This window comes from Micromonospora sp. NPDC003944 (assembly GCF_053605225.1).
On sequence record NZ_JBSGIV010000039.1, the window covers coordinates 24,858 to 45,037 of the forward strand.

18 protein-coding genes are annotated in these 20,180 nt (G+C 72.4%); 14 read left to right on the forward strand and 4 right to left on the reverse strand.

Annotated elements, in window-relative coordinates:
- Window positions 1-19 precede the first annotated feature (19 nt).
- Window positions 20-655 carry a DUF998 domain-containing protein gene (locus tag ACWER9_RS19925; protein ID WP_452303234.1) on the reverse strand — a complete coding sequence of 212 codons (636 nt, stop codon included), beginning with the start codon at window positions 653-655 and terminating at the stop codon, window positions 20-22.
- 45 nt (window positions 656-700) lie between these two features.
- Window positions 701-1,435 carry a DUF998 domain-containing protein gene (locus tag ACWER9_RS19930; RefSeq protein ID WP_452303235.1) on the reverse strand — a complete coding sequence of 245 codons (735 nt, stop codon included), beginning with the start codon at window positions 1,433-1,435 and terminating at the stop codon, window positions 701-703.
- A 138-nt stretch (window positions 1,436-1,573) separates the two neighbouring features.
- Between ACWER9_RS19930 and aspS the strand changes: the two genes are divergently transcribed.
- The 4 genes from aspS to ACWER9_RS19950 all read left to right on the forward strand — a co-directional run bounded on the left by aspS (window position 1,574) and on the right by ACWER9_RS19950 (window position 6,331).
- Window positions 1,574-3,397 carry an aspartate--tRNA ligase gene (aspS, locus tag ACWER9_RS19935; RefSeq protein WP_452303236.1) on the forward strand — a complete coding sequence of 608 codons (1,824 nt, stop codon included), beginning with the start codon at window positions 1,574-1,576 and terminating at the stop codon, window positions 3,395-3,397.
- A gap of 62 nt (window positions 3,398-3,459) precedes the next feature.
- A complete protein-coding gene (locus tag ACWER9_RS19940; protein WP_452303237.1) occupies window positions 3,460-4,314 on the forward strand; it encodes a sugar nucleotide-binding protein in 855 nt (284 codons plus the stop codon).
- A 66-nt stretch (window positions 4,315-4,380) separates the two neighbouring features.
- Entirely contained in the window at window positions 4,381-4,989 is a 609-nt protein-coding gene (locus tag ACWER9_RS19945) for an ArsR/SmtB family transcription factor (protein WP_452303238.1), read from the forward strand.
- Window positions 4,990-5,044: 55 nt separating this feature from the next.
- A complete protein-coding gene (locus ACWER9_RS19950; RefSeq protein WP_452303239.1) occupies window positions 5,045-6,331 on the forward strand; it encodes an MFS transporter in 1,287 nt (428 codons plus the stop codon).
- A 34-nt stretch (window positions 6,332-6,365) separates the two neighbouring features.
- Here ACWER9_RS19950 and ACWER9_RS19955 read toward each other — a convergent pair whose 3' ends face one another.
- Window positions 6,366-7,106: a GNAT family N-acetyltransferase gene (locus ACWER9_RS19955; RefSeq protein WP_452303240.1), complete on the reverse strand. Its 741-nt coding sequence runs from the start codon at window positions 7,104-7,106 to the stop codon at window positions 6,366-6,368.
- 129 nt (window positions 7,107-7,235) lie between these two features.
- Here ACWER9_RS19955 and ACWER9_RS19960 point away from each other — a divergent pair, with 129 nt between their 5' ends.
- From ACWER9_RS19960 to mltG, 8 genes are all read left to right on the forward strand, one after another.
- Entirely contained in the window at window positions 7,236-7,448 is a 213-nt protein-coding gene (locus tag ACWER9_RS19960) for a hypothetical protein (RefSeq protein WP_334506565.1), read from the forward strand.
- A gap of 74 nt (window positions 7,449-7,522) precedes the next feature.
- Window positions 7,523-9,061 (forward strand): replication-associated recombination protein A, encoded by a 1,539-nt coding sequence (locus tag ACWER9_RS19965; RefSeq protein WP_452303241.1) that lies wholly within the window; start codon window positions 7,523-7,525, stop codon window positions 9,059-9,061.
- Between the two features lie 2,321 nt (window positions 9,062-11,382).
- Complete coding sequence (locus ACWER9_RS19970; RefSeq protein WP_452303266.1) at window positions 11,383-12,078, forward strand: hypothetical protein; 696 nt, start codon at window positions 11,383-11,385, stop codon at window positions 12,076-12,078.
- Between the two features lie 149 nt (window positions 12,079-12,227).
- Complete coding sequence (locus ACWER9_RS19975; RefSeq protein WP_357355147.1) at window positions 12,228-12,692, forward strand: DUF948 domain-containing protein; 465 nt, start codon at window positions 12,228-12,230, stop codon at window positions 12,690-12,692.
- 29 nt (window positions 12,693-12,721) lie between these two features.
- Window positions 12,722-13,027, forward strand: a complete 306-nt coding sequence (locus ACWER9_RS19980; RefSeq protein WP_452303242.1) for a hypothetical protein — start codon at window positions 12,722-12,724, stop codon at window positions 13,025-13,027.
- The gene (alaS, locus tag ACWER9_RS19985; RefSeq protein ID WP_452303243.1) at window positions 13,024-15,702 is read left to right on the forward strand and encodes an alanine--tRNA ligase; all 2,679 of its coding nucleotides are present in this window, start codon (window positions 13,024-13,026) and stop codon (window positions 15,700-15,702) included. Before ACWER9_RS19980 ends, alaS begins: the two co-directional genes overlap by 4 nt.
- Window positions 15,703-15,774: 72 nt before the next feature.
- The gene (gene ruvX / locus ACWER9_RS19990) at window positions 15,775-16,233 is read left to right on the forward strand and encodes a Holliday junction resolvase RuvX (protein WP_452303244.1); all 459 of its coding nucleotides are present in this window, start codon (window positions 15,775-15,777) and stop codon (window positions 16,231-16,233) included.
- Window positions 16,233-17,426 carry an endolytic transglycosylase MltG gene (gene mltG / locus ACWER9_RS19995; RefSeq protein ID WP_452303245.1) on the forward strand — a complete coding sequence of 398 codons (1,194 nt, stop codon included), beginning with the start codon at window positions 16,233-16,235 and terminating at the stop codon, window positions 17,424-17,426. The genes ruvX and mltG overlap by 1 nt, the downstream gene beginning before the upstream one ends.
- Before the next feature lie 114 nt (window positions 17,427-17,540).
- On the opposite strand, the gene ACWER9_RS20000 is transcribed toward mltG, so the two are convergent.
- Window positions 17,541-18,032 carry a peptidoglycan-binding domain-containing protein gene (locus ACWER9_RS20000; protein WP_452303246.1) on the reverse strand — a complete coding sequence of 164 codons (492 nt, stop codon included), beginning with the start codon at window positions 18,030-18,032 and terminating at the stop codon, window positions 17,541-17,543.
- A 203-nt stretch (window positions 18,033-18,235) separates the two neighbouring features.
- Between ACWER9_RS20000 and ACWER9_RS20005 the strand changes: the two genes are divergently transcribed.
- Both ACWER9_RS20005 and ACWER9_RS20010 read left to right on the forward strand, forming a co-directional pair.
- The gene (locus ACWER9_RS20005; RefSeq protein ID WP_452303247.1) at window positions 18,236-19,066 is read left to right on the forward strand and encodes a shikimate dehydrogenase; all 831 of its coding nucleotides are present in this window, start codon (window positions 18,236-18,238) and stop codon (window positions 19,064-19,066) included.
- A gap of 147 nt (window positions 19,067-19,213) precedes the next feature.
- Window positions 19,214-20,128 (forward strand): DNA-processing protein DprA, encoded by a 915-nt coding sequence (locus tag ACWER9_RS20010; RefSeq protein ID WP_452303248.1) that lies wholly within the window; start codon window positions 19,214-19,216, stop codon window positions 20,126-20,128.
- Window positions 20,129-20,180 lie beyond the last annotated feature (52 nt).

Sequence of the window (20,180 nt, forward strand, 5' to 3'; positions counted from 1 at the left end):
CGGGCGCGCCCGACAGCGGTCAGCCGGGATCGGACTCCCGCGGCTGCCGCCGGGCGAGCAGCACGGCGAGCAGCGGTACGACCGCCTCGGCGGCCGCCGCCAGCCGCTCGGTCAGCCCGACCCACGCCCCGTCGCTGAAGAACTCGACGGCGAACCAGCCGACAAACGCGAGCAGGACCGCCGTCGCCGCCAGCGCCGCCCGGCGTACGGGAGCCGGCCCCCCGTCCGGCGGGTGGCGGCGCTCGTGGTCGAGGGCCGGCACCGCTCGACGGGGGACGGCCAGGGCCGGCCAGACGGCCAACGCCCCGAACGCCACACCTGCGGCCACGGCGTGCGTCGTCGAGTCTCCGGCCGGTCTCTGCGGGAACGCGACAAGCACCAGGGTGGCCAGCCCACCCAGCGCCAGCAGCCCTCGGCCCAGCGGCGCGGCGGCGACCAGGCCGAGCGCGGTCGTCAGGTGACAGAGGCCCAGGCCGGCCAGGCCGACCGTCATGATCCAGCGATGGTCCGCCCCCGTGGCGGCGAGCGCGCTGATGGTCTGCCGTACCGGGTCGAATCCGTCGGACTGGGCGGCCTGCGCCAGGGTCCAGCCGCCGATGAGGAACAGCGGCGCGCCGCCCGCCGACAGCAGGGCCCAACGGGGAACTGCGGACATCGGGCGATCGTAGCGGCGCGTAAGCCGGTCCGGCGGGGCGGCGACTCAGGGCAGCCGGTCGGGCCGCCCGGGGGTGGGTCCGCCCGGTGGTCCGAGTGGATCCGGAGGTACGACGCCGATGGTCGGCAGGTCCGGGCCGACGCGTACGGTGTCGCCGGCCGACCAGGCGAGGTGCGCCCGTCGGGCGGAGAGGACGGCAAGCAGCGGCCAGAGCGAGACCGCCACCGCCGTCACCCGCTCGGCCAGCCCGGTGCGGGACCCACTTGTCACCTCGAACGCGCACCAGCCGAAGAGCGCCAGCAGCACCAGTGTGGCGCTCAGGCCCACCGCCCGGCGAAACGCCCAGGGCGGCTCCGGTCGGCCGGGGTGCTCGGTGTCGCGGGCGCGCGGCAGCCGCAGAGCCGAGCCGGCCGGCCAGAGCACCAGCGCCAGGACGGCCACCGTCGCCGCGATGCCGTGGCTGAGCGAGCCGCCGACCGGCGGCCGGGGGAAGGCGACGAGCGCGATGGTGGCCACCCCGCCGATGGCGAGCAGGAATCGGCTGGGTAGCCCGGCCGCGTGCAGGACGGCGGCGACCGACAGGTAGCAGCAGCCGAGCAGCACCAGGGCCACCACCATGATCCAGGCGTCGGTGGCGTCCTGCCCCGCCAACTCGCTGATGGTGTCCCGGACCGGGTCGTAGCCGATGGGTTGTCGGGCCTGGGCCACCGTCCAACCCGCTACCAGCAGCACGGGTGCCGCCGCCGCCGTGGCGACGGCCCAGTTCGGTACGGCGCGCATTTCGCCACGTTAACCGGCGGAACGGCCGGTTGAGTCGGGTTCGCCAGGTGCGGCCGACCCGACGGGTGCCCACAGGTGGGGCGGCCACCCCTGACAGAATGCCGGTGAGGACTGTTCCACGATGAGGAGTTGCCAGCCGTGATCCGTACCCACAATGCCGGAAGCCTGCGCGCCGCGGACGCCGGCTCGACGGTGACGCTCGCCGGCTGGGTGGCCCGCCGCCGCGACCACGGCGGGGTCATCTTCGTCGACCTGCGCGACGGTTCCGGTGTTGTCCAGGTGGTGTTCCGCGAGGAGGATGCGCACGCGCTGCGCAACGAGTTCTGCGTGAAGGTCGTCGGCGAGGTGACCCGCCGCCCGGCCGGCAACGAGAACCCGGAGCTGCCCACCGGCGAGGTCGAGGTGACCGCCGTCGAGCTGGAGGTGCTCTCCGAGGCGGCCCCGCTGCCGCTGCCGGTGGACGACCAGATCGAGGCCGGCGACGACATTCGACTCCGGTACCGCTACCTGGACCTGCGCCGCAGCGGCCCGGCGAACGCGCTGCGGCTGCGCTCGCGCGCCAGCCAGCTCGCCCGGGGCGTGCTGCACGAGCGGGACTTCCTGGAGATCGAGACGCCGACGCTGACCCGCTCGACGCCGGAGGGCGCCCGCGACTTCCTGGTGCCGGTGCGCCTGCAGCCGGGCAGCTGGTATGCGCTGCCGCAGTCACCGCAGCTGTTCAAGCAGCTGCTGATGGTGGGCGGCATGGAGCGGTACTACCAGATCGCCCGCTGCTACCGCGACGAGGACTTCCGCGCCGACCGGCAGCCGGAGTTCACCCAGCTCGACATCGAGATGTCGTTCGTGACCGAGGACGACGTGATCGACCTCGGCGAGGCGATCGTCTCCGCGCTCTGGGAGGACCTGGCCGGGCACGAGATCACCCGCCCGATCCCGCGCATCACCTGGCACGACGCGATGGCCCGGTACGGCTCCGACAAGCCGGACCTGCGCTACGGCGTCGAGCTGACCGAGCTGACGGACTACCTGCGCGGCACCGAGTTCCGGGTCTTCGCCGGCGCGATCGACGCGGGCGGCTACGTGGGCGCGGTGGTGATGCCGGGTGGCGCGGCGCAGAGCCGCAAGGAGCTGGACGGCTGGCAGGACTGGGCGAAGGCGCGGGGCGCCCGTGGCCTGGCGTACGTGGTGCTGGACGCCGAGACCGGCGAGGCGCGTGGCCCGGTGGCGAAGAACCTGTCCGCCGAGCACCTGGGTGGGCTCGCCGACGCGGTCGGGGCCAAGCCGGGTGACGCGGTCTTCTTCGCCGCGAGCGCCACCACGCGGGAGGCGCAGGAGCTGCTCGGGGCGGCCCGCGTCGAGATCGCCAAGCGGTCCGGCCTGATCGACGAGAGTGCCTGGGCGTTCTGCTGGGTGGTCGACGCGCCGATGTTCGAGCCGGCCTCCGACCAGGAGAACGGTCGGGCGGGTGGCTGGACCGCCGTGCACCACCCGTTCACCTCGCCGAACGCCGAGTGGGTCGACCGGTTCGAGGAGGCTCCGGACCGGGCCCTGGCGTACGCGTACGACATCGTCTGCAACGGCAACGAGATCGGCGGCGGGTCGATCCGTATCCACCGGGGCGACGTGCAGAAGCGGGTGTTCGACCTGCTCGGCATCACCGCCGAGGAGGCGCAGGACAAGTTCGGCTTCCTGCTGGAGGCGTTCAAGTACGGCGCCCCGCCGCACGGTGGCATCGCCTTCGGCTGGGACCGGGTCTGCATGCTGCTCGCCGGTGCCGACTCCATCCGTGAGGTCATCGCCTTCCCGAAGACCCGCGGTGGTTTCGACCCGCTGACCAGCGCCCCCACCCCGATCACCGCCCAGCAGCGCACCGAGGCCGGCATCGACGCCAAGCCCAAGCCGGCCCCCGCCGCGCACACCGGAACCGCCGGCCCCGCAGCCCCGGTAGCAGACCCGGTCTGACCGCACGCCCCGCCGCCCTTGCGTGGTTGATCAAGAGGTTTGCGTCATCATCGCCCCACGAGATGACGCAAACCTCTTGGTCGACTGTGGGGGAGTGGGTTCTGGTGCGGGTGCTTGTCGTCGGGGGCAGTGGGCTTCTGGGGCGCGAGGTGTGTCGGCGGGGCGTCGACGCGGGGTTCACTGTCGTCGGGACGTTCCACTCCGGTGAGGTCGCCGTGCCGGGAGTCGCGGCGCGGCGACTGGATGTGACCGATCGGGCCGCCGTGCTCGCGCTTGTCGCCGAGGTGCGGCCGGACGCCGTGGTCGGCACCCCCTATCGGTACGGGAACTGGGCGGTCACCGCCGACGGTGCCGCGCACGTGGCGCTCGCCGCCGCCGAGGCAGGGGCCCGGCTGGTGCACGTGTCCAGCGACGCGCTGCACGCCGGACGACCCGTGCCGTACGCCGACGACGAACCACCCACGCCGGTGCACGCGTACGGGGCCGCGAAGGCCGCCGCCGAGACCGCCGTGCGGGCCGTCGACCCGGGCGCGGCAGTGGTGCGGACCTCCCTGATCCTGGGGGAGGGCAGCAAGCAGATCCAGCTGTGCCGGGACGCGCTCGCCGGCCGGGCCACCCTGTTCAGCGACGAGCTGCGCTGCCCCGTCGACGTCACCGACCTGGCCGACGCCGTGCTGGAGCTTGTCGTCTCGTCGTACGCCGGTCTGCTCAACGTGGCCGGCCCGGACGCGGTCAGCCGGGCCGAGCTGGGCCTGCTTGTCGCCGAGCACGACGGCCTGGACGCGGCGGGGTTGAAGACCACCACGAGCGTGGCCGCCGGTCTGGTCCGCCCCCTCGACGTACGCCTCGACTCCACCCGAGCCGCCGGCCTGCTGCGTACGCGCTTGCGGGGGGTGCGCGAACTGCTCACACCGTGAAAGTCTCTGCACACTTCCTATGCATAACTATTGTGCAAAGGAAGTGTGCAGAGATAGTGTGCAGTCATGGCGAACGACGAAGCGACAGTGCGGCCCGCCCCGCGTGAGGTGCGCATCGACAAGCGGCAGGTTCGGGTGCTGGCCCATCCGCTGCGGATGCGGCTGGTCGGCGCCCTGCGGGTGAAGGGGCCCGCCACCGCCACCACCCTCGCCGAACTGCTCGGCACCAACACCGGCGCGACCAGCTACCACCTGCGCCAGCTCGCCGACGTCGGGCTGGTCACCGAGGACCCCGACCGGGGCCGTGGCCGGCAGCGCTGGTGGCAGGCCGCGCACGACGTCACGAACTGGGATCCGACCGACTTCGACGACGACCCCGACGCCCGGGCCGCGATCGAGTGGATCCAGGGAGACCAGGTGCGACTCCTCGCCGAGACCGCCGACCGCTGGTTCGCGACCCAGCACGAGTGGTCGCCGGCCTGGCGGGACGCCTTCGGCATGAGCGACATCTTCATGACCATTCCTGCGGCCCGGCTCGAGGAACTTCAGGCAGAGGTGTGGCAGGTGCTGGAGCGGTATCACCGCGAGGCCGACGCCGCCGGCTCTGTCGACCCGGACGCCCGCCCGGTGCAGGTCTTCCTGGCCAGCTACCCGCTGCGCGAGGGTCTGTCATGAGGGCGAGGAGTGAGCCGGTCTTGCGAGCCCCGCAGTCGCGAATCGAGGAGGTGCCGTGAGCGCGCTGACCGTACGCCAGGTTCGGGGTCGTTACCTCACGCTCTACGGCCTGCGCTGGCTGCCCACGGGTCTGATGATCCCGGTGATGATCCTGCTGATGCAGGAGCGCGGCCTGTCCCTGCCGCAGATCGGCCTGGTCGGCACGGCGCAGGGGCTGCTGGTGCTGGCGCTGGAGTTGCCCACCGGCGGGCTCGCCGACGCCCTGGGTCGCCGACCGGTGCTGCTCGCCGCCGGCGTGCTCAACCTCGCCTCCCTCGCGCTGTTCGCGGTGGCCGACTCGTTCGTGCTGTTCTTCGTGGTCTGGGCGTTGCAGGGCGTCTACCGGGCGCTGGACAGCGGTCCGTTGGAGTCCTGGTACGTCGACGCCACCCTGGCCGCCGACCCGGAGGCCGAGTACGAGCGTGGTCTCGGGTACGCGGGAACCGTCGTCGGTGGGGCCATCGGCGCTGGCGCGTTGCTCAGCGGCGGCCTCATCGCGCTCGGGCCGATCGGGCCGGTCACCGCGCTGACGGTGCCCGTGCTCGCGGCCATCGTGGCGCAGGCGGCGGCGCTCGTGGCGCTCGTCGTGCTGCTTGTCGAGGAGCGGCCGGCCACCGGGGTGGTGGCGCTGCGGGCCTCGGTGGTCCAGGCGCCCCGGATGATCGGTGAGGCGGTCAAGCTGCTGCGCCGCTCCCGGGTGTTGCTGGCCCTGGTGGCGGTGGAGCTGTTCTGGGGCTTCGGCATGGTCACCTTCGAGTCGCTGTTGCCGGTGCGGCTCGCCGAGGTGATCGGTAATCCGGAACGTGCCGCCGCGCTGCTCGGACCGGCGAACTCGGCCGCCTGGCTCGCCTCGGCCGCCGGTGCGGCGTTGACTCCGCTGCTGCTGCGCTGGTTCGGGGCGGCTCCAGGGGCGGCCCTGCTGCGCATCCTCCAGGGCGTGACGGTGGTGGGCATGGGGTTGTTCGCCGGGCCGGTCGGGGTGTTGGTGGCGTACCTGGCCTGCTACACCGTGCACGGCGCGTCCAACCCGTTGCACAGCGGGTTGCTGCACCGTCAGGTCGAGGGCCCGTACCGGACCAGCGTGCTGTCGCTGAACTCGATGGTGGGGCAGCCCGCCGGTGCGCTGGGCGGGGTGGCGCTCACCGCGCTCGCCGCCGCGACAAGCGTCAGCACCGCGATGGTGGTCGGCGCGGTGATGCTCGCCGTCGCCGCCCCGCTCTACCTGCCCGCCTGGCTGGCCGGCCGCCGACCGGCTCCCGCCGTCGAGCCGACAGCGGTCCCGGTGCCCGCCGCCGACCGTTAGCGAAGGCCCCTCGCCTGATCGGCCGAATCGCCGGTCAGGCGAGGCGGATCGAGCTGAGCGGGAGAGTGTTGGTGTAGCCGAGCCGGCGGTAGAGCCGGGCCGCACCGACGTTGTGCGTGTAGACGCCGAGCCCCACCATCTCGTGGCGGGTCAGCAACGCCCGGGTCATCCCGGCGGTCAGCGACGCGCCGAGCCCCCGACCTCGCTGGTCGGGGGCGACGGTCAGGCCGGCGAGGAAACCGAGGTCACCCTGGCTGCGGTCCGCGCCGCACGCCACCAGGCGGTCGCCGGCGCGGATGCCGTACCAGTCGACCACCCGTGGGTCGCCCGGGCGGGAGGTGCTGCTGGGGAACGACTCGTCCACCAGCGCCGCCAGCGCCGGCTGGTCGGCGTCGGTGAGGCGTACGACCGACCGCTCGTCCGGCTGCGTCGGCGGCGACGCGTCGGTCCAGTGGAAGTCCCAGTCGCTGTGCTCGGCCACCGCCAGCCGGTCCTCCACCAGGGCGCGATCGTGGCGAGGCAGGTGCAGCCGCTGCCCGGGCTGGAACACCCCGTCGGCGGCAAGCGCGACACAGATCTCCAGCACCGCCCCGGCCGGGCCGATCGCGCAGCCGGCCGGCCCGTAGTCGGGCGGAACCAGCCACAGCACGGCACCGTCACGTCGGTACCCGCGCACCGGCACGGGCCGCCCGAGCGCGTGCCGGGCGAACGGGTGATGGCCGACAGCGCCCAGGATGGCGTCCCGGTCCGGAAGCAGCTGGTCTTCGATGATCATGGCCCCAGCCTAGGAGCCGAGGGTACGACGTCCGCGCGGAGTCGCCCTGATCCACGATGGAGATTGGCGAGTCGACCGATTGGGTACATCACGCGCCGACCTACTGGGAACCCCCACCGGAGGACCGACATGCTCGCCATTCTCGCGGCCATCGTCTTTGGCTTCGCCCTGCTTCTCGACCTGCTCGACACCAACTTCGGAGCGCCCGACCTGTTCAACTGGAACACCCTCGTACTCATCGGGTTGCTCCTGCTCTCGCTCTACCTGGCCGGCGTGGGCAGCGGTCCGCGCGGCGGTGGCGGCGGCCGCTGGTACCGGGGCCGGCGCCCCGGGCGTGGCTGACCGGAACCGATCACCGGTGGCGGGCCCACGGCGCGATTCCGGCGTCGTGGGTCCGGCCCGGTACTGTCTTCGTGATGGAGTCCGACGCCCTCTTCTCCCTCGGTGAACCGGCCGGGTCGCGCAGCGCGCCCGACGGTCCCGCCGGTGTCGACGGCTTCACCGCGGTGGCCGACGACTCACCCCTGCCCGTCCGGATGCGCCCGGTGACCCTCGACGAGTTGGTCGGGCAGGAGCACCTGCTCGCCCCCGGCGCACCCCTGCGGCAGTTGGTCTCCGGCGGGGCTCCGATGTCGGTGATCCTCTGGGGCCCGCCGGGCAGCGGCAAGACCACCATCGCGCACCTGGTGGCCGGCGCCACCGACCGCCGCTTCGTCGCCATGTCGGCGCTCTCCGCCGGTGTGAAGGACGTGCGGGCGGTGATCGAGACGGCTCGCCGCCAGCGCCGTTCCGGCGGCCCGCAGACCGTGCTCTTCATCGACGAGGTGCACCGGTTCAGCAAGACCCAACAGGACTCGCTGCTCGCCGCCGTCGAGGACCGTACGGTCACCCTGCTGGCGGCGACCACGGAGAACCCGTACTTCTCGGTCATCTCACCGCTGCTGTCGCGGTGCGTGCTGCTCACCCTGCAACCGCTCGACGACGAGGCGGTGCGGGGCCTGCTGCGCCGCGCGGTCGCCGACAAGCGTGGCCTGGACGGCGCGCTGGCCCTGACCACCGAGGCCGAGGACCACCTGGTCCGGTTGGCCGCCGGCGACGTCCGTAAGGCGCTCACCGCGCTGGAGGCGGCGGCGGCCTCCGCCGCGGCCCTCGGTGGTGGGCGGATCGACCTCGCCACCGCCGAGCAGGCGGTCGACGTGGCGGCGGTGCGCTACGACCGCGACGGTGACGCCCACTACGACGTGGTCAGCGCGTTCATCAAGAGCATGCGCGGGTCGGACGTGGACGCGGCGGTGCACTGGCTGGCCCGCATGCTCGTCGCCGGCGAGGACGCCCGGTTCATCGCCCGTCGGCTGGTCATCTTCGCCAGCGAGGACGTGGGCATGGCCGACCCCTCGGCGCTGAGCGTCGCGACCGCCGCCGCGCACGCGGTCGAGTACGTCGGGCTGCCCGAAGCGCAGCTCAACCTCGCCCAGGCGGTGATCCACCTCGCCACCGCGCCCAAGTCGAACTCGGCCACCACCGCCATCGGCGCCGCGATTGCCGACGTCCGGGCCGGTCGCGGTGGCCCGGTGCCGCGGGGGCTGCGCGACGCGCACTACGCGGGCGCCCGCGGGTTGGGCCACGGCACCGGTTACCGCTACCCGCACGACGACCAGCGCGGTGTGGTCACCCAGCAGTACGTCCCGGACGACCTGGTGGGCACCGACTACTACGAGCCCAGCCCGCACGGCGCGGAGCGGTCGGTGGCCGGCCGGCTGCCACTGCTGCGCCGGATCGTGCGGGGTCTGCCGGCCCCGGCCGCCCGCCCGCAGACGCCGACATCCGAGCCGTCCGTAACGGCGCAGACCGCGCCAGCGCTATCCCCGGGGGCCGTCCGTCCGACGACGGGCACCGGTGCCCCCGGCACGATGCAGGACAGCGGCACCGACGCCGCAGGAGAGGGTCAACAGTGAAGTCGCGTGGTGGGGACCGGCCGGACGAGGGCCCGGACGAGCGGCGCGATCCCCGCGCCAAGACCCGCCGTTGGGGTCGCGGTCGGGCGGCTGAGCCCGAGCCGGAGGAGCCGGTCGCCGGCGAGGAGTTCGGCTGGATCGACGACCTGCGCTCGGCCAAGCAGCAACGCACCGAGCTGGGCCCGGACGGCGCACCTGCGGAGCCGAACCGGCCCCGTGGGGGCATGCCGCCGGCAGACCCGACCGGGCCGCCGGCCCCGGCCGCCCCCCGTACGCCGGCAGAGCCAGCCGGTCCGCGCGGCGGTGGGCCGGAGTCCGCGGCGCCACCGGCCGCCCGCCCGGGCGAACCGGGCGGCGTCGGCGCCCGTCGACAGGTCGACGGCCCCTGGCCGGGGGAGGCGCCGCCACCCGGCCGCCGCCCCGATGACCGGCCACCCGCCGCGGGTCCCGGCGTGGCGGGGCAACCGCCGCGCCGTGGCGTGCAGCCGGTGCCCGGTGCCCGCGCCGCCGTACCACCGCCGCCACCCGCCGTCCGCCCGGGTGGCAGTGACCCGGTCGGCCCGCAGGGGCCTCGACCGGCACCGGACGCGCCCGGTGGCCCGGCCCGTCCTCGCGGTGCCGCGGCCCCTCCCGGTCCACCCGCCGGCCTTCCGCCCGTGGGCCCGCCGGCCGGCCGTCGTCCGGACACCGCCGCCTCGCCGGTCCGTCGTCCGGACGGCGCTGTCGCACCCGGACGTCACCAGGACGCCGCACCGGGCGGGCATCCCGACGTGATGCCACAGGTGCGCCGCCCGGACGCGGGCCCGCCGGTTCGACGGCCTGGTCCGGAGCAGCCGGCCGAGCCCGGCCGGGCCCGTCCGCCCGCTGACGGCACGCCGGCTGGACGACGCGCCGCCGGCCCGCCACCCGACCAGGCACCGGCCGTCGCCGCCCCCGGGTCGACCCGCTTCGACGGCGCGCCGGCTGGCGTCGTGCCGCCGCCGTCCGCGGACGGCCTGCGGCCCGACCCTGCCATCGATCGTGACCCGCGTACCGCCCGGCGTCGCCCGGGGCCGGCCGACCCCGGTGCCCCCGAGCCCACCGGGCGGCGTGCCGCGAACCCGCGTGCGGCGGCGGGCGGGCGTCGCCGCGCCGCGGAGCCAGACGAGCCGGTGGTGCCCCGCTCGGGCAACGCGCCTGCCGTGCCCCGCTCGGGCAACGCGTCGTCGGTGCCCGAGGCGACCGGCGCGCACAGCGGTGCCCTGCCCACCGCCGGCCCCGCCGACGGCACCGGTCGCCGCCGGGTCGTCTCCGACGAACAGGACCGTCGAACGGAACCGGAACGCCGGACGCCACCCGGCGGCGAACCCCGTCTGGGCCGGCCGGACCGTCCAGAGCGGCCCGCGGACTGGCTCCGTCAGGCCGGCCGCCTGCCCCACACCGACCCTGGCCTGCAAGTGGTGAACCGCCGCGACGGCGGCCCGCCGTCCGGAGGCCGCCGTCCGGTGCCGCCCACCGGGTCGGCGGACCTCACCGACACGGCGTCCGGTCGGCTCGCCGTGCCGGACCCGGCCGCGGAGGGGCCCTCCGTCCGCCGGCCGGCCGGCCCGCCTGTCGACCCGGGCGCGGACGCACCGACAGGTCGTCGTGCCGTCCGGCCGGACGGGTCCGGGTCCACCGGGGAGCAGGCACTGCCCTACCCGCCGACGCCCACTGAACGGCCCGCCCGAGGACGGGGTGCCGCTGCGGTTCCCCCGCCGGACCCCACCGGCCGGCGCGGCCGTGCCGTGGTGGGGCCCGGTCCGGACGCCGCGGCTCGAGGCGCCGCCCGCTCCGCCCCACCGGGCCGGGCCCGTCCCATCCCCGGCGACGCGCCGGCGCCCGGCACCGGGCGCGGTGGCGCTGACGGCCCCCTGCGCCCCGGTCCGGGTGCCGAGGCGGCACCCCGCGACACGACCCGCCCGGACGGTCCGCCTCGTGCGGCGGTGCCGCCGGGTGTGGATGCTCCGCCGCGGTCACGTCCGGACGGTCCGGCGCGCGCCGCCGTCCGCCCACCCGGCGCGCCACCACCCACCGACGACCGGATGGCAGGTGAACCGGGGCCGGCTGTTCCGGCCCGTGGTGCGGTGCCGACCGGCCGACCCGCGCCGACCGACCGTGCCGCCGGGCGTGCCCTGCCTCCACACCGGGAGCCCGGTCGTGCCGAGCCGAGCGGTGTCGCCCCGGTGCCACCGCCCGGCCGCGCCGGCGAGCCTGTCGGCGTGGCCCGCGCCGCCGTCGTGGTGCCGTCCGCGTCCGGCCCGGTGGACCGGCCGGCACCGGAGCCCTCCGACGGACCGGCGCTGCGCTCGGCCGGTCAGGACGCGCCGGACGACGACGCCGCGCCGGGTGCCCGTTCCGAGGAGCACCGGCAGACCCGTGAACGACGCCGTCTGCGCGCGGCGGCGTTGGTGCTGGTCAGTGTCGTGCTGCTCGGCGCGGTGCCGCTCTTCTTCGGCCTCCGGACGCTGAGTCGTGACCCGGTCTTCGACAACCTGGACCAGCTCAGCGTGCCCGGCTGGGCGGCTGCGAAGACTGTCGACGACGTCAGCGGCAGCCGGTGGTGCCTGCTCGACTGCCGCCTGCGTGAGCGCACGGTGACCTCGGAGAAGGCGCCCAAGGAGACCGCGCAGGTCTACGAGGACGCGCTGCGCCAGGACGGGTGGCGGCCATGGAAGGTGGACCGCTGCCCGGAGCAGCAGACGAAGGGCAGCTACACCTGCTGGCGTCGCGACGAGCTGACCCTCGACCTGTGGGTACGCGAGCCGACCTGTGTGCCGCCGCCGGTCGACGGCGAGCCGGCGGTCGTGCCGTCCGCCGACCCGTCGGCCGCTGCGACCGAGTGCACCGGCTCGTTGGTGTCGGTGAAGGTACGCAATGCGATCGACGACGAGCGGACCAGGCCGCAGCCGACCACCGACCCGTCACTGACCGGTGAGGATCCGTTCCCAACGGTCAGCGCGGATCCGTTGGGTGAGCTGACATCCTCACCGTCGTGAGCCGGTCTCCATCACGGACGGTAGGGTCTGGGGCTGGCGGGCACGCCCGCTACCGGTGAGCGCCGATGGTTCGGCGGCCGGTTGGGGTGCCATGGTTGTGCGGTCCGGGGACGTCGGGTCCTGCGGAACTCTGCTTGAGGAGGACAGGCGTGGGCGACATTGGAGCGATCGCGGCGCTGATCGCGGCATCCGCGTTCGCGGTGCTGGTGCTCATCCTGACGCTGCCCATCCTGCGGCTGCGGCACACGGTTGACGCCACCACCCGCATGATCAACGACCTCAACGACCGGACCGCACCGCTGCTCGGTGACGTGAACACCACGGTGAAGAACGTCAACACCGCGCTGGAACAGGTGCAGGTCTCGCTCGACGGTGTGAACCTCCAACTGGCGAAGGTCGACACCATGACCAGCCACGCGCAGAACGTCACCGCAAACGTCGCCAACCTGGCCACCGTGGTCTCCGCCGCGGCCGCCAACCCGCTGGTCAAGGTGGCCGCGTTCGGCTACGGCGTGCGGAAGGCCGCCGCCGGTCGCCGGCACGCCGAGACCGAGCGTGAGGTACGCGACACCATCAAGCAGCAGCGACGGGCCGCGCGACGCGGCAACAGCTGACCGGCCGGCGCAGCAGGAGGTAGCGAGACATGAGGCGCTTGTTCTGGCTCGGCATCGGGGTCGCCGTCGGTGTGGTCGTGGTGCGCAGGGTGACCCGGACCGCGCAGGCGTACACACCGGCGGGCATCGCCAGCTCGCTGACGGAATCCGCTGGCGGGCTCGTCGAGTCGCTGCGTAGTTTCGTGGAGGACGTCCGGGTCGGGATGGCCGAACGCGAGCAGGAGATCCACCACGCGTTCGCCCACGGTGAGGCGTTCGACGATCAGTTCGCCGAGCTGCGGGAGGACCCGCGGATCGGCGATCGAGAAATCTTTCCGGAGGAACACCAGCGATGAAGACGGCGGAGATCAAGCGGCGGTACCTCGCGCACTTCGAGGCGAATGGCCACACCGTGGTGCCGTCCGCTCCGCTGCCCGCCATCAGCGATCCGAACCTGTTGTTCGTCAACGCCGGCATGGTGCAGTTCGTCCCGTACTTCCTGGGTCAGCAGACGCCCGCGTACCAGCGGGCGGTGAGTGTGCAGAAGTGCATCCGCACCCCGGACATCGACGAGGTCGGCAAGACCAGCCGGCATGGCACGTTCTTCCAGATGAACGGCAACTTCTCCTTCGGCGACTACTTCAAGGCGGGCGCGATTCCGCTGGCCTGGGAGTTGTCCACGAAGCCGGTCGCCGAGGGTGGTTACGGGTTGGATCCGGAGCGGATCTGGCCGACGATCTACCTCGACGACGACGAGGCGTTCGAGATCTGGCGGTCGGTGGGGGTGCCGGCGGAGCGGATCGTGCGTCGGGGCAAGGCGGACAACTTCTGGTCGATGGGCATCCCCGGGCCGTGCGGTCCGTCGTCGGAGCTGTTCTACGACCGGGGTCCGGAGTACGGGCGTGAGGGTGGTCCGGCGGTCGACGAGGACCGCTACATGGAGTACTGGAACCTCGTGTTCATGCAGTTCGAGCGGGGTCCGGGAACGACCAAGGAGGACTACCCGATCCTGGGTGACCTGCCGGCGAAGAACATCGACACCGGCATGGGCCTGGAGCGGATGGCGTCGATCCTGCAGGGTGTGGACAACCTGTACGAGATCGACGAGGTCCGGCCGATCCTTGCCCGGGCGGCCGAGTTGACCGGGAAGCGCTACGGCGCGCACTCGGGGCACGTGGCGAGTGAGTCGCACCCGGACGACGTGCGGTTGCGGGTCATCGCGGACCACGTGCGGACGGCGTTGATGCTGATCGGCGACGGGGTGACCCCGTCGAACGAGGGCCGTGGGTACGTGCTGCGGCGGATCATGCGCCGGGCGATCCGGTCGATCCGGCTGCTGGGCTGGCAGGACCGGGCGCTGCCCGAGCTGCTGCCGGTGGCGCGGGACTGCATGGCCCCGTCGTACCCGGAGCTGGCGACCGACTTCGACCGGATCGCGGACTACGCGTACGCGGAGGAGGAGGCGTTCCTGTCGACCCTGCGTGCGGGCACCACGATCCTGGACACGGCGATCGCGGAGACCCGCACGGCGGGTGGCTCGGCGTTGTCCGGGGCGAAGGCGTTCCAGTTGCACGACACGTACGGCTTCCCGATCGACCTGACCCTGGAGATCGCCGCGGAGCAGGGCCTCACGGTCGACGACGAGGGTTTCCGGCGGCTGATGGCCGACCAGCGGACCCGGGCGAAGGCCGATGCGCAGGCGCGCAAGACCGGCCACGTGGACCTGTCGGCGTACCGGTCGGTGCTCGACGCGGGTGGCCCGGTGACGTTCACCGGGTACAGCGAGGTGTCCCGCGAGTCGACGGTGCGGGCGCTGCTCGGCGCCGACGGCCCGCGTCAGGCGGCGACCGAGGGCGACACCATCGAGCTGGTGCTGGACACCACCCCGTTCTACGCCGAGGGCGGTGGGCAGCAGCCCGACCAGGGCATGATCACGGTTGGCGGCGGGCAGGTCGAGGTGCTCGACGTGCAGCAGCCGGTGCCCGGCCTGATCGTGCACCGTGCCCGGGTGATCCGGGGCGAGGTCCGTGCCGGTGAGGCCGGCTTCGCCGAGATCGACACGACCCGGCGTCGGGCGATCTCCCGGTCGCACACCGCCACGCACCTGGTGCACCAGACCATGCGGAACTTCCTCGGTGAGTCGGCCACGCAGGCCGGGTCGCTGAACGCCCCCGGTCGGCTCCGGTTCGACTTCAACACCCCCACCGGCGTGTCGCCGAGCGTCCTGCGCGACGTCGAGCAGCAGGTCAACGAGGTGCTCCTGGCCGACCTGGAGGTGCACGCCTTCATCACCTCGTTGGACGAGGCGCGGAAGATCGGCGCGATGGCGCTCTTCGGCGAGAAGTACGGCGAGGAGGTGCGGGTCGTCGAGGTGGGCGACTACGCCCGGGAGCTGTGCGGCGGCACGCACGTGGCCCGCTCGGCGCAACTCGGCCTCGTGAAGATCCTCTCCGAGTCGTCGATCGGTTCCGGCGTCCGCCGGGTCGAGGCGCTCGTCGGCATGGACGCCTTCGGTTTCCTGGCCAAGGAGCACCTGTTGGTCTCCCGGTTGGCCGAGCTGTACCGGGTGCCCAACGACCAGGTGGCCGACCGGGTGGAGCAGACCGTCACCCAGCTCCGCGACGCGGAGAAGGAACTGGAGAAGCTGCGCGCCCAGCTGGTGCTTGGCGGCGCGTCGGCGCTCGCGGCGCAGGCCAAGGACGTGCACGGGGTCGCGTACGTGGGCACCGAGGCGCCGGAGGGCGCGGCCGGCAACGACGTGCGCACCCTGGCCCAGGAGATCCGCGGCAAGATCGACCCGGCACGGCCGGCGGTCGTCGCGGTGTCGGCTCGGTCCAACGGCAAGGCGTCGCTGGTGGTGGCGGTCAACGCGGCGGCGCGCAGCCGGGGCCTGGCCGCATCGGACCTGGTGAAGGCGGCGTTCTCCGGGCGCGGGGGTGGCAGCCCGGACCTCGCCCAGGGCGGCGGTCTGCCGGCGGCCGAAGCGCCGAAGCTGCTGCTCACCGTCGAGAAGGCGATCACTGAGGCGTGACGAACCATCACTGTCAGCCAGGGCGGACCGTTTGGTCCGCCCTGGTTCGTACCCGGCCGGGGGTGACCGTCGGTGGCTGAGTTGACGCGTGGGGTGCGGATCGGCGTGGATGTCGGCCAGGTGCGGGTGGGTGTCTCCCGCTCGGATCCGGACGGGATCCTGGCGACGCCGCTGGTCACGCTTGCCCGCGACCTCACGGCGGCGCCGGACGCGCTGCCGAGCGACCTCGCCGAGCTGGCCGCGTTGGTGGCCGAACATGAGGCCGTCGGGGTCGTCGTCGGCCTTCCGGTCAATCTCGCCGGCAAGCACGGCCCTGCGGCCGCCCATGTGAAGGCGTACGCTGACCGACTGGTCGATGTGGTGGCGCCTGTCCCGGTAACGCTCACCGACGAGAGGATGTCGACCGTGGTCGCTTCTCGTAGGCTTGCCGAGCGTGGCGTCCGAGGTAAACGTCAACGTGCGGTTGTCGATCAGGCGGCCGCGGTGGAGATCCTGCAGAGCTGGCTGGACGCGCAGCGGAGGCGGACGTAATGATCGACGATCTGGACCTTGGGTTCGACGAGCCGGAGCGGGGTGAGAAGGGTCGGCACCGGCGCGGCTTCCGCAAGCGCAAGGGCGGGTCCGGCGGCGGCCGGGGAAAGACGTTCCTGGCTCTGTTGATGGCTCTGCTCCTCTTGGGCGGCATCGGCGGCGGCGCGTTCTACGGCTTCGACCGCATCCAGAACTACTTCGTCACCCCCGACTACGACGGCGGCGGGGCCGGTGAGATCACCGTCGAGATCAAGAGCGGCGCGCTGCTCGCCGACATGGCCGACGCCCTCGTGGCGGCCGACGTGGTGAAGAGCCAGAAGGCCTTCATCGAGGCGGCCGAAGCCAACTCACGCAGCAAGAACATCCAGCCGGGCACGTACAAGCTGCGCAAGCAGATGAGCGGCGCGAACGCGGTGACCGCGATGCTCGACCTGAAGAACAAGATCGTCAACGGGCTGACCATCCCCGAGGGCCGCACCAGCTTCAACATCTACAAGCTGCTCTCCGAGAAGACCAAGATCCCGGTCAAGAACTTCCAGGCCGCCGCGAAGGACCCGGAGGGGCTCGGCGTCCCGGACTGGTGGTTCACGCGCGGCGACGGCAAGAAGAGCGTCAAGTCCATCGAGGGTTTCCTCTTCCCGGACACCTACGAGATCCCGCCGAAGTCCACCGCCGAGAGCATCCTCAAGCTGATGGTGAACCGCTTCCTCTCGGTAAGCGGGGAGATGAAGTTCGCCGACCGGGTGCAGGAGGAGCGCAAGGTCAGCCCGTACGAGGCGCTCATCGTGGCGTCCCTCGCGCAGGCTGAGGCCGGTAACAAGGACGACCTCGGCAAGGTCGCCCGGGTGGCCTACAACCGGGCGTACGGCGAGTTCCCGTGCAACTGCCTGGAAATGGACGTCACGGTCAACTACTACCTGGAGTCGATCGGCAAACCGACCAAGTCGTCCAAGCAGATGACGGCGGCCGAGCTGGACGACCAGAAGAACCCGTACAACCGCAAGCTGCGCGGCATGATCCCCACCCCGATCAACAACCCGGGCAAGCAGGCCCTGGAAGGGGCGATGGACACGCCGACCGGCAAGTGGCTCTACTTCGTGGCGATCGACAAGCAGGGCCACTCCGCGTTCGCCGAGACGTACGAGCAGCACCAGCGCAACGAGAACAAGGCTCGGGAGGCCGGCATCATCTGACCGGCCCGGTCACACGTAAAGGCTCCCTTCCCATTGCGACCGCAATTGTGGTCGCCATCGGGAAGGGAGCCTTTACGTTTCAGTCAGCCGCGATGCGCAATTACTGCGTCATTGTCAGTGACTCGTGCCGGTCCACGTGCCGGTGCGCGGGTTGAGGAACGTCCACACGCCGTTGCTGTTCTGCTTACGCAGACCGAACGTGCGGTTGTAGCCGTAGTAGAAGTAGCCGGTCTGGGTGCTGGTGTCGAAGCCCGTGTTGCGGTTGACAGCGCCGTACGCCTCGCCCCAGGTCTGCGGCCCGACGGAGCCGTCGATGCCGATGTTCATCACGTCCTGCCAGGTCCTGGTCTTGGCAGCGGTGTTGGAGCCGTACTCCCCGTCGATGAAGCTGGTGCCGACGGAGCCGCTCAGGTCGTCGGCCCAGATGATGGCCTGCCAGAGCCGCACGATGTTGCCGGCACGCACGCAGGAGCTGGAGTTGCACAGCTCGTGGTTGTCCGACCAGCTGCCCGCTGCCGGGTCCGCCTTGGCGGGCGCGCCGATCATCAGCGAGAGGCTGAAGACCGCGGCAATTGCGATCAGGGCACGCAGAATGCGTTTGTTCAAGGTTCCCCCCATTTTTGGATCGGCCGTACCGTCGCCGGAAATGTTTTCACTCCCATCGATGAGCGTCAAGCGCTTACCTCCCGGTTGCGGTCCGCAGTAGTGGGTATCTGGTGGCTCGACCTGCCTGCTGGGTATGGTCGATCCGAGGGTTCGGGAGGACGGAGAGTGATGCGGAACACGGCGGCAGCGCTGGGTGGTGCGGGGTGACCGAGGCGACCCGTCGGGCCGCGGTGCTGGGCAAGCCGATCACGCACTCCCTCTCCCCGGTGATCCACACTGCCGGCTACGTGGCCGCCGGGCTGACCGGGTGGTCGTACATTCGGATCGAGTGCGCGGCGGCGGAGCTGCCGGATCTGGTCGCCGGCCTGGGCCCGGAGTGGGCCGGGTTGTCGGTGACCATGCCGGGCAAGGAGGCGGCGCTCGCCGTGGCCGACGCCGCGTCGCCGGTCGCCGCCGCCGTCGGCGCGGCCAACACGTTGGTACGCCGTCCGGACGGCTCCTGGTACGCGGACAACACCGACGTCGCCGGCATGGTGCGGGTGCTCACCGACGCCGGGGTGACCGCCGGTGCCGCCGTGACGGTGCTCGGCGCCGGCGGGACGGCCCGCGCCGCGCTCGCGGCGGCGGCGGAGCTGGCCTGCTCGTCGGTGACGGTGGTGGCCCGTCGAGCGGAGGCGGTCGAGGAGCTGCGTCCGGTGGGCGACGCGCTGCGCGTCGCGCTGACGCCCGCGCCGTGGGGTGACGCGCCCCGACAGCTCGCCACCGCGGACGTGGTCGTGTCCACGGTGCCGAAGGGGGTCGCCGACCCCTTGGCCGGCGCGGTGGCGTGGCGAGCGGGCGCGGTGTTCTTCGACGCGCTCTACGACCCGTGGCCGACGCCGCTGGCGACCGCCGCCGACGCGGCCGGCTGCCGGATCGTCTCCGGTCTGGATCTGCTGCTGGCCCAGGCGGTCGGGCAGTTCGAGCAGTTCACCGGCGTGCCCGCGCCGAGAGCGGCGATGGCCGCCGCGTTGGCTGCCGCGCGGACAAGCTGACGGGTCGAGCTGAACGATCGGGTCAAGCTTGATTCATTACCGTCTGGAACATATGTTCGAGGAATGAGGGGCTCTGGAAGTTCGTACCCGCAACGCTGGCCTGGATGGTCGAGCCAGGCGCGCACCCCAGGGCCTACGATCCCTTCCATGGACACGGTGGCGATCGAGCGGGCGTCCCTGGTTGCGCTACTTCGCCTGCAACAGACGCGCTGGTCGGAGGTCGCTCTCGACATCCAGGAGAACGGCAGTGCCAGGGCGGTCCTCGACCGCATGGTCGGCCACTCCGACACGCTCTTCCCCGAGGGGGATTCGACCACCGATCTGATCAGCGAGGCCCTTGCCGAGGTCGCCGACTGGCAGCGGGATGGCGTCGGTGTCCACGCGTTCTTCGACGACACCTATCCAGCCCAGTTGCTCGGCATCCGAGAGGTGCCGCCGATCCTGTTCAGTAAGGGTGATCTGCGGGTTCATGATCGGGCGGTAGCCGTCGTCGGCAGCCGCAAGGCCAGCGACGAGGGTCTTCGGATTGCCCGGGCCGTCGCCACGACGCTTGCGGGCCGCGGGGTGACGGTGGTGAGTGGGCTCGCAGCCGGCATCGACACCGCCGCGCACTCCGCTGCGTTGGAGGCCGGCGGGCGCACTGTCGCCGTCCTCGGCACTGGCATCCGCCGTTACTACCCATCAGGTAACCGAGGTCTCCAGGACCACATCGCCGACGTTGGGCTCGTGGTCTCCCAGTTCTGGCCTGATGCTGCACCGAGCAGGCAGAGCTTTCCGATGCGCAACGCCGTCATGAGTGGGTACGCAGTCGCGACCGTCGTTGTCGAGGCGGGTGAAACCAGCGGAGCGAGGATTCAGGCCCGGCTGGCCCTTCAGCACGGCCGTCCGGTCGTTCTCACAAGCCAGGTCATGCAGTGCAACTGGGCCAGGACGTTCGCCGAGAACCCAGGGGTCTACGTCGTTCACGGCACCGCACAGCTGCTGGAGGCCGTTGACGACATCCTCAGCTACCACCCCACCGGCGCCGGTCTGGAGAGCTTCCCTGACTTCGCCCTTCGCTGACCAGCGCTGGACCATCATCAGCCGCTATGTGGAAGTCCAGCGCGGGTATCTA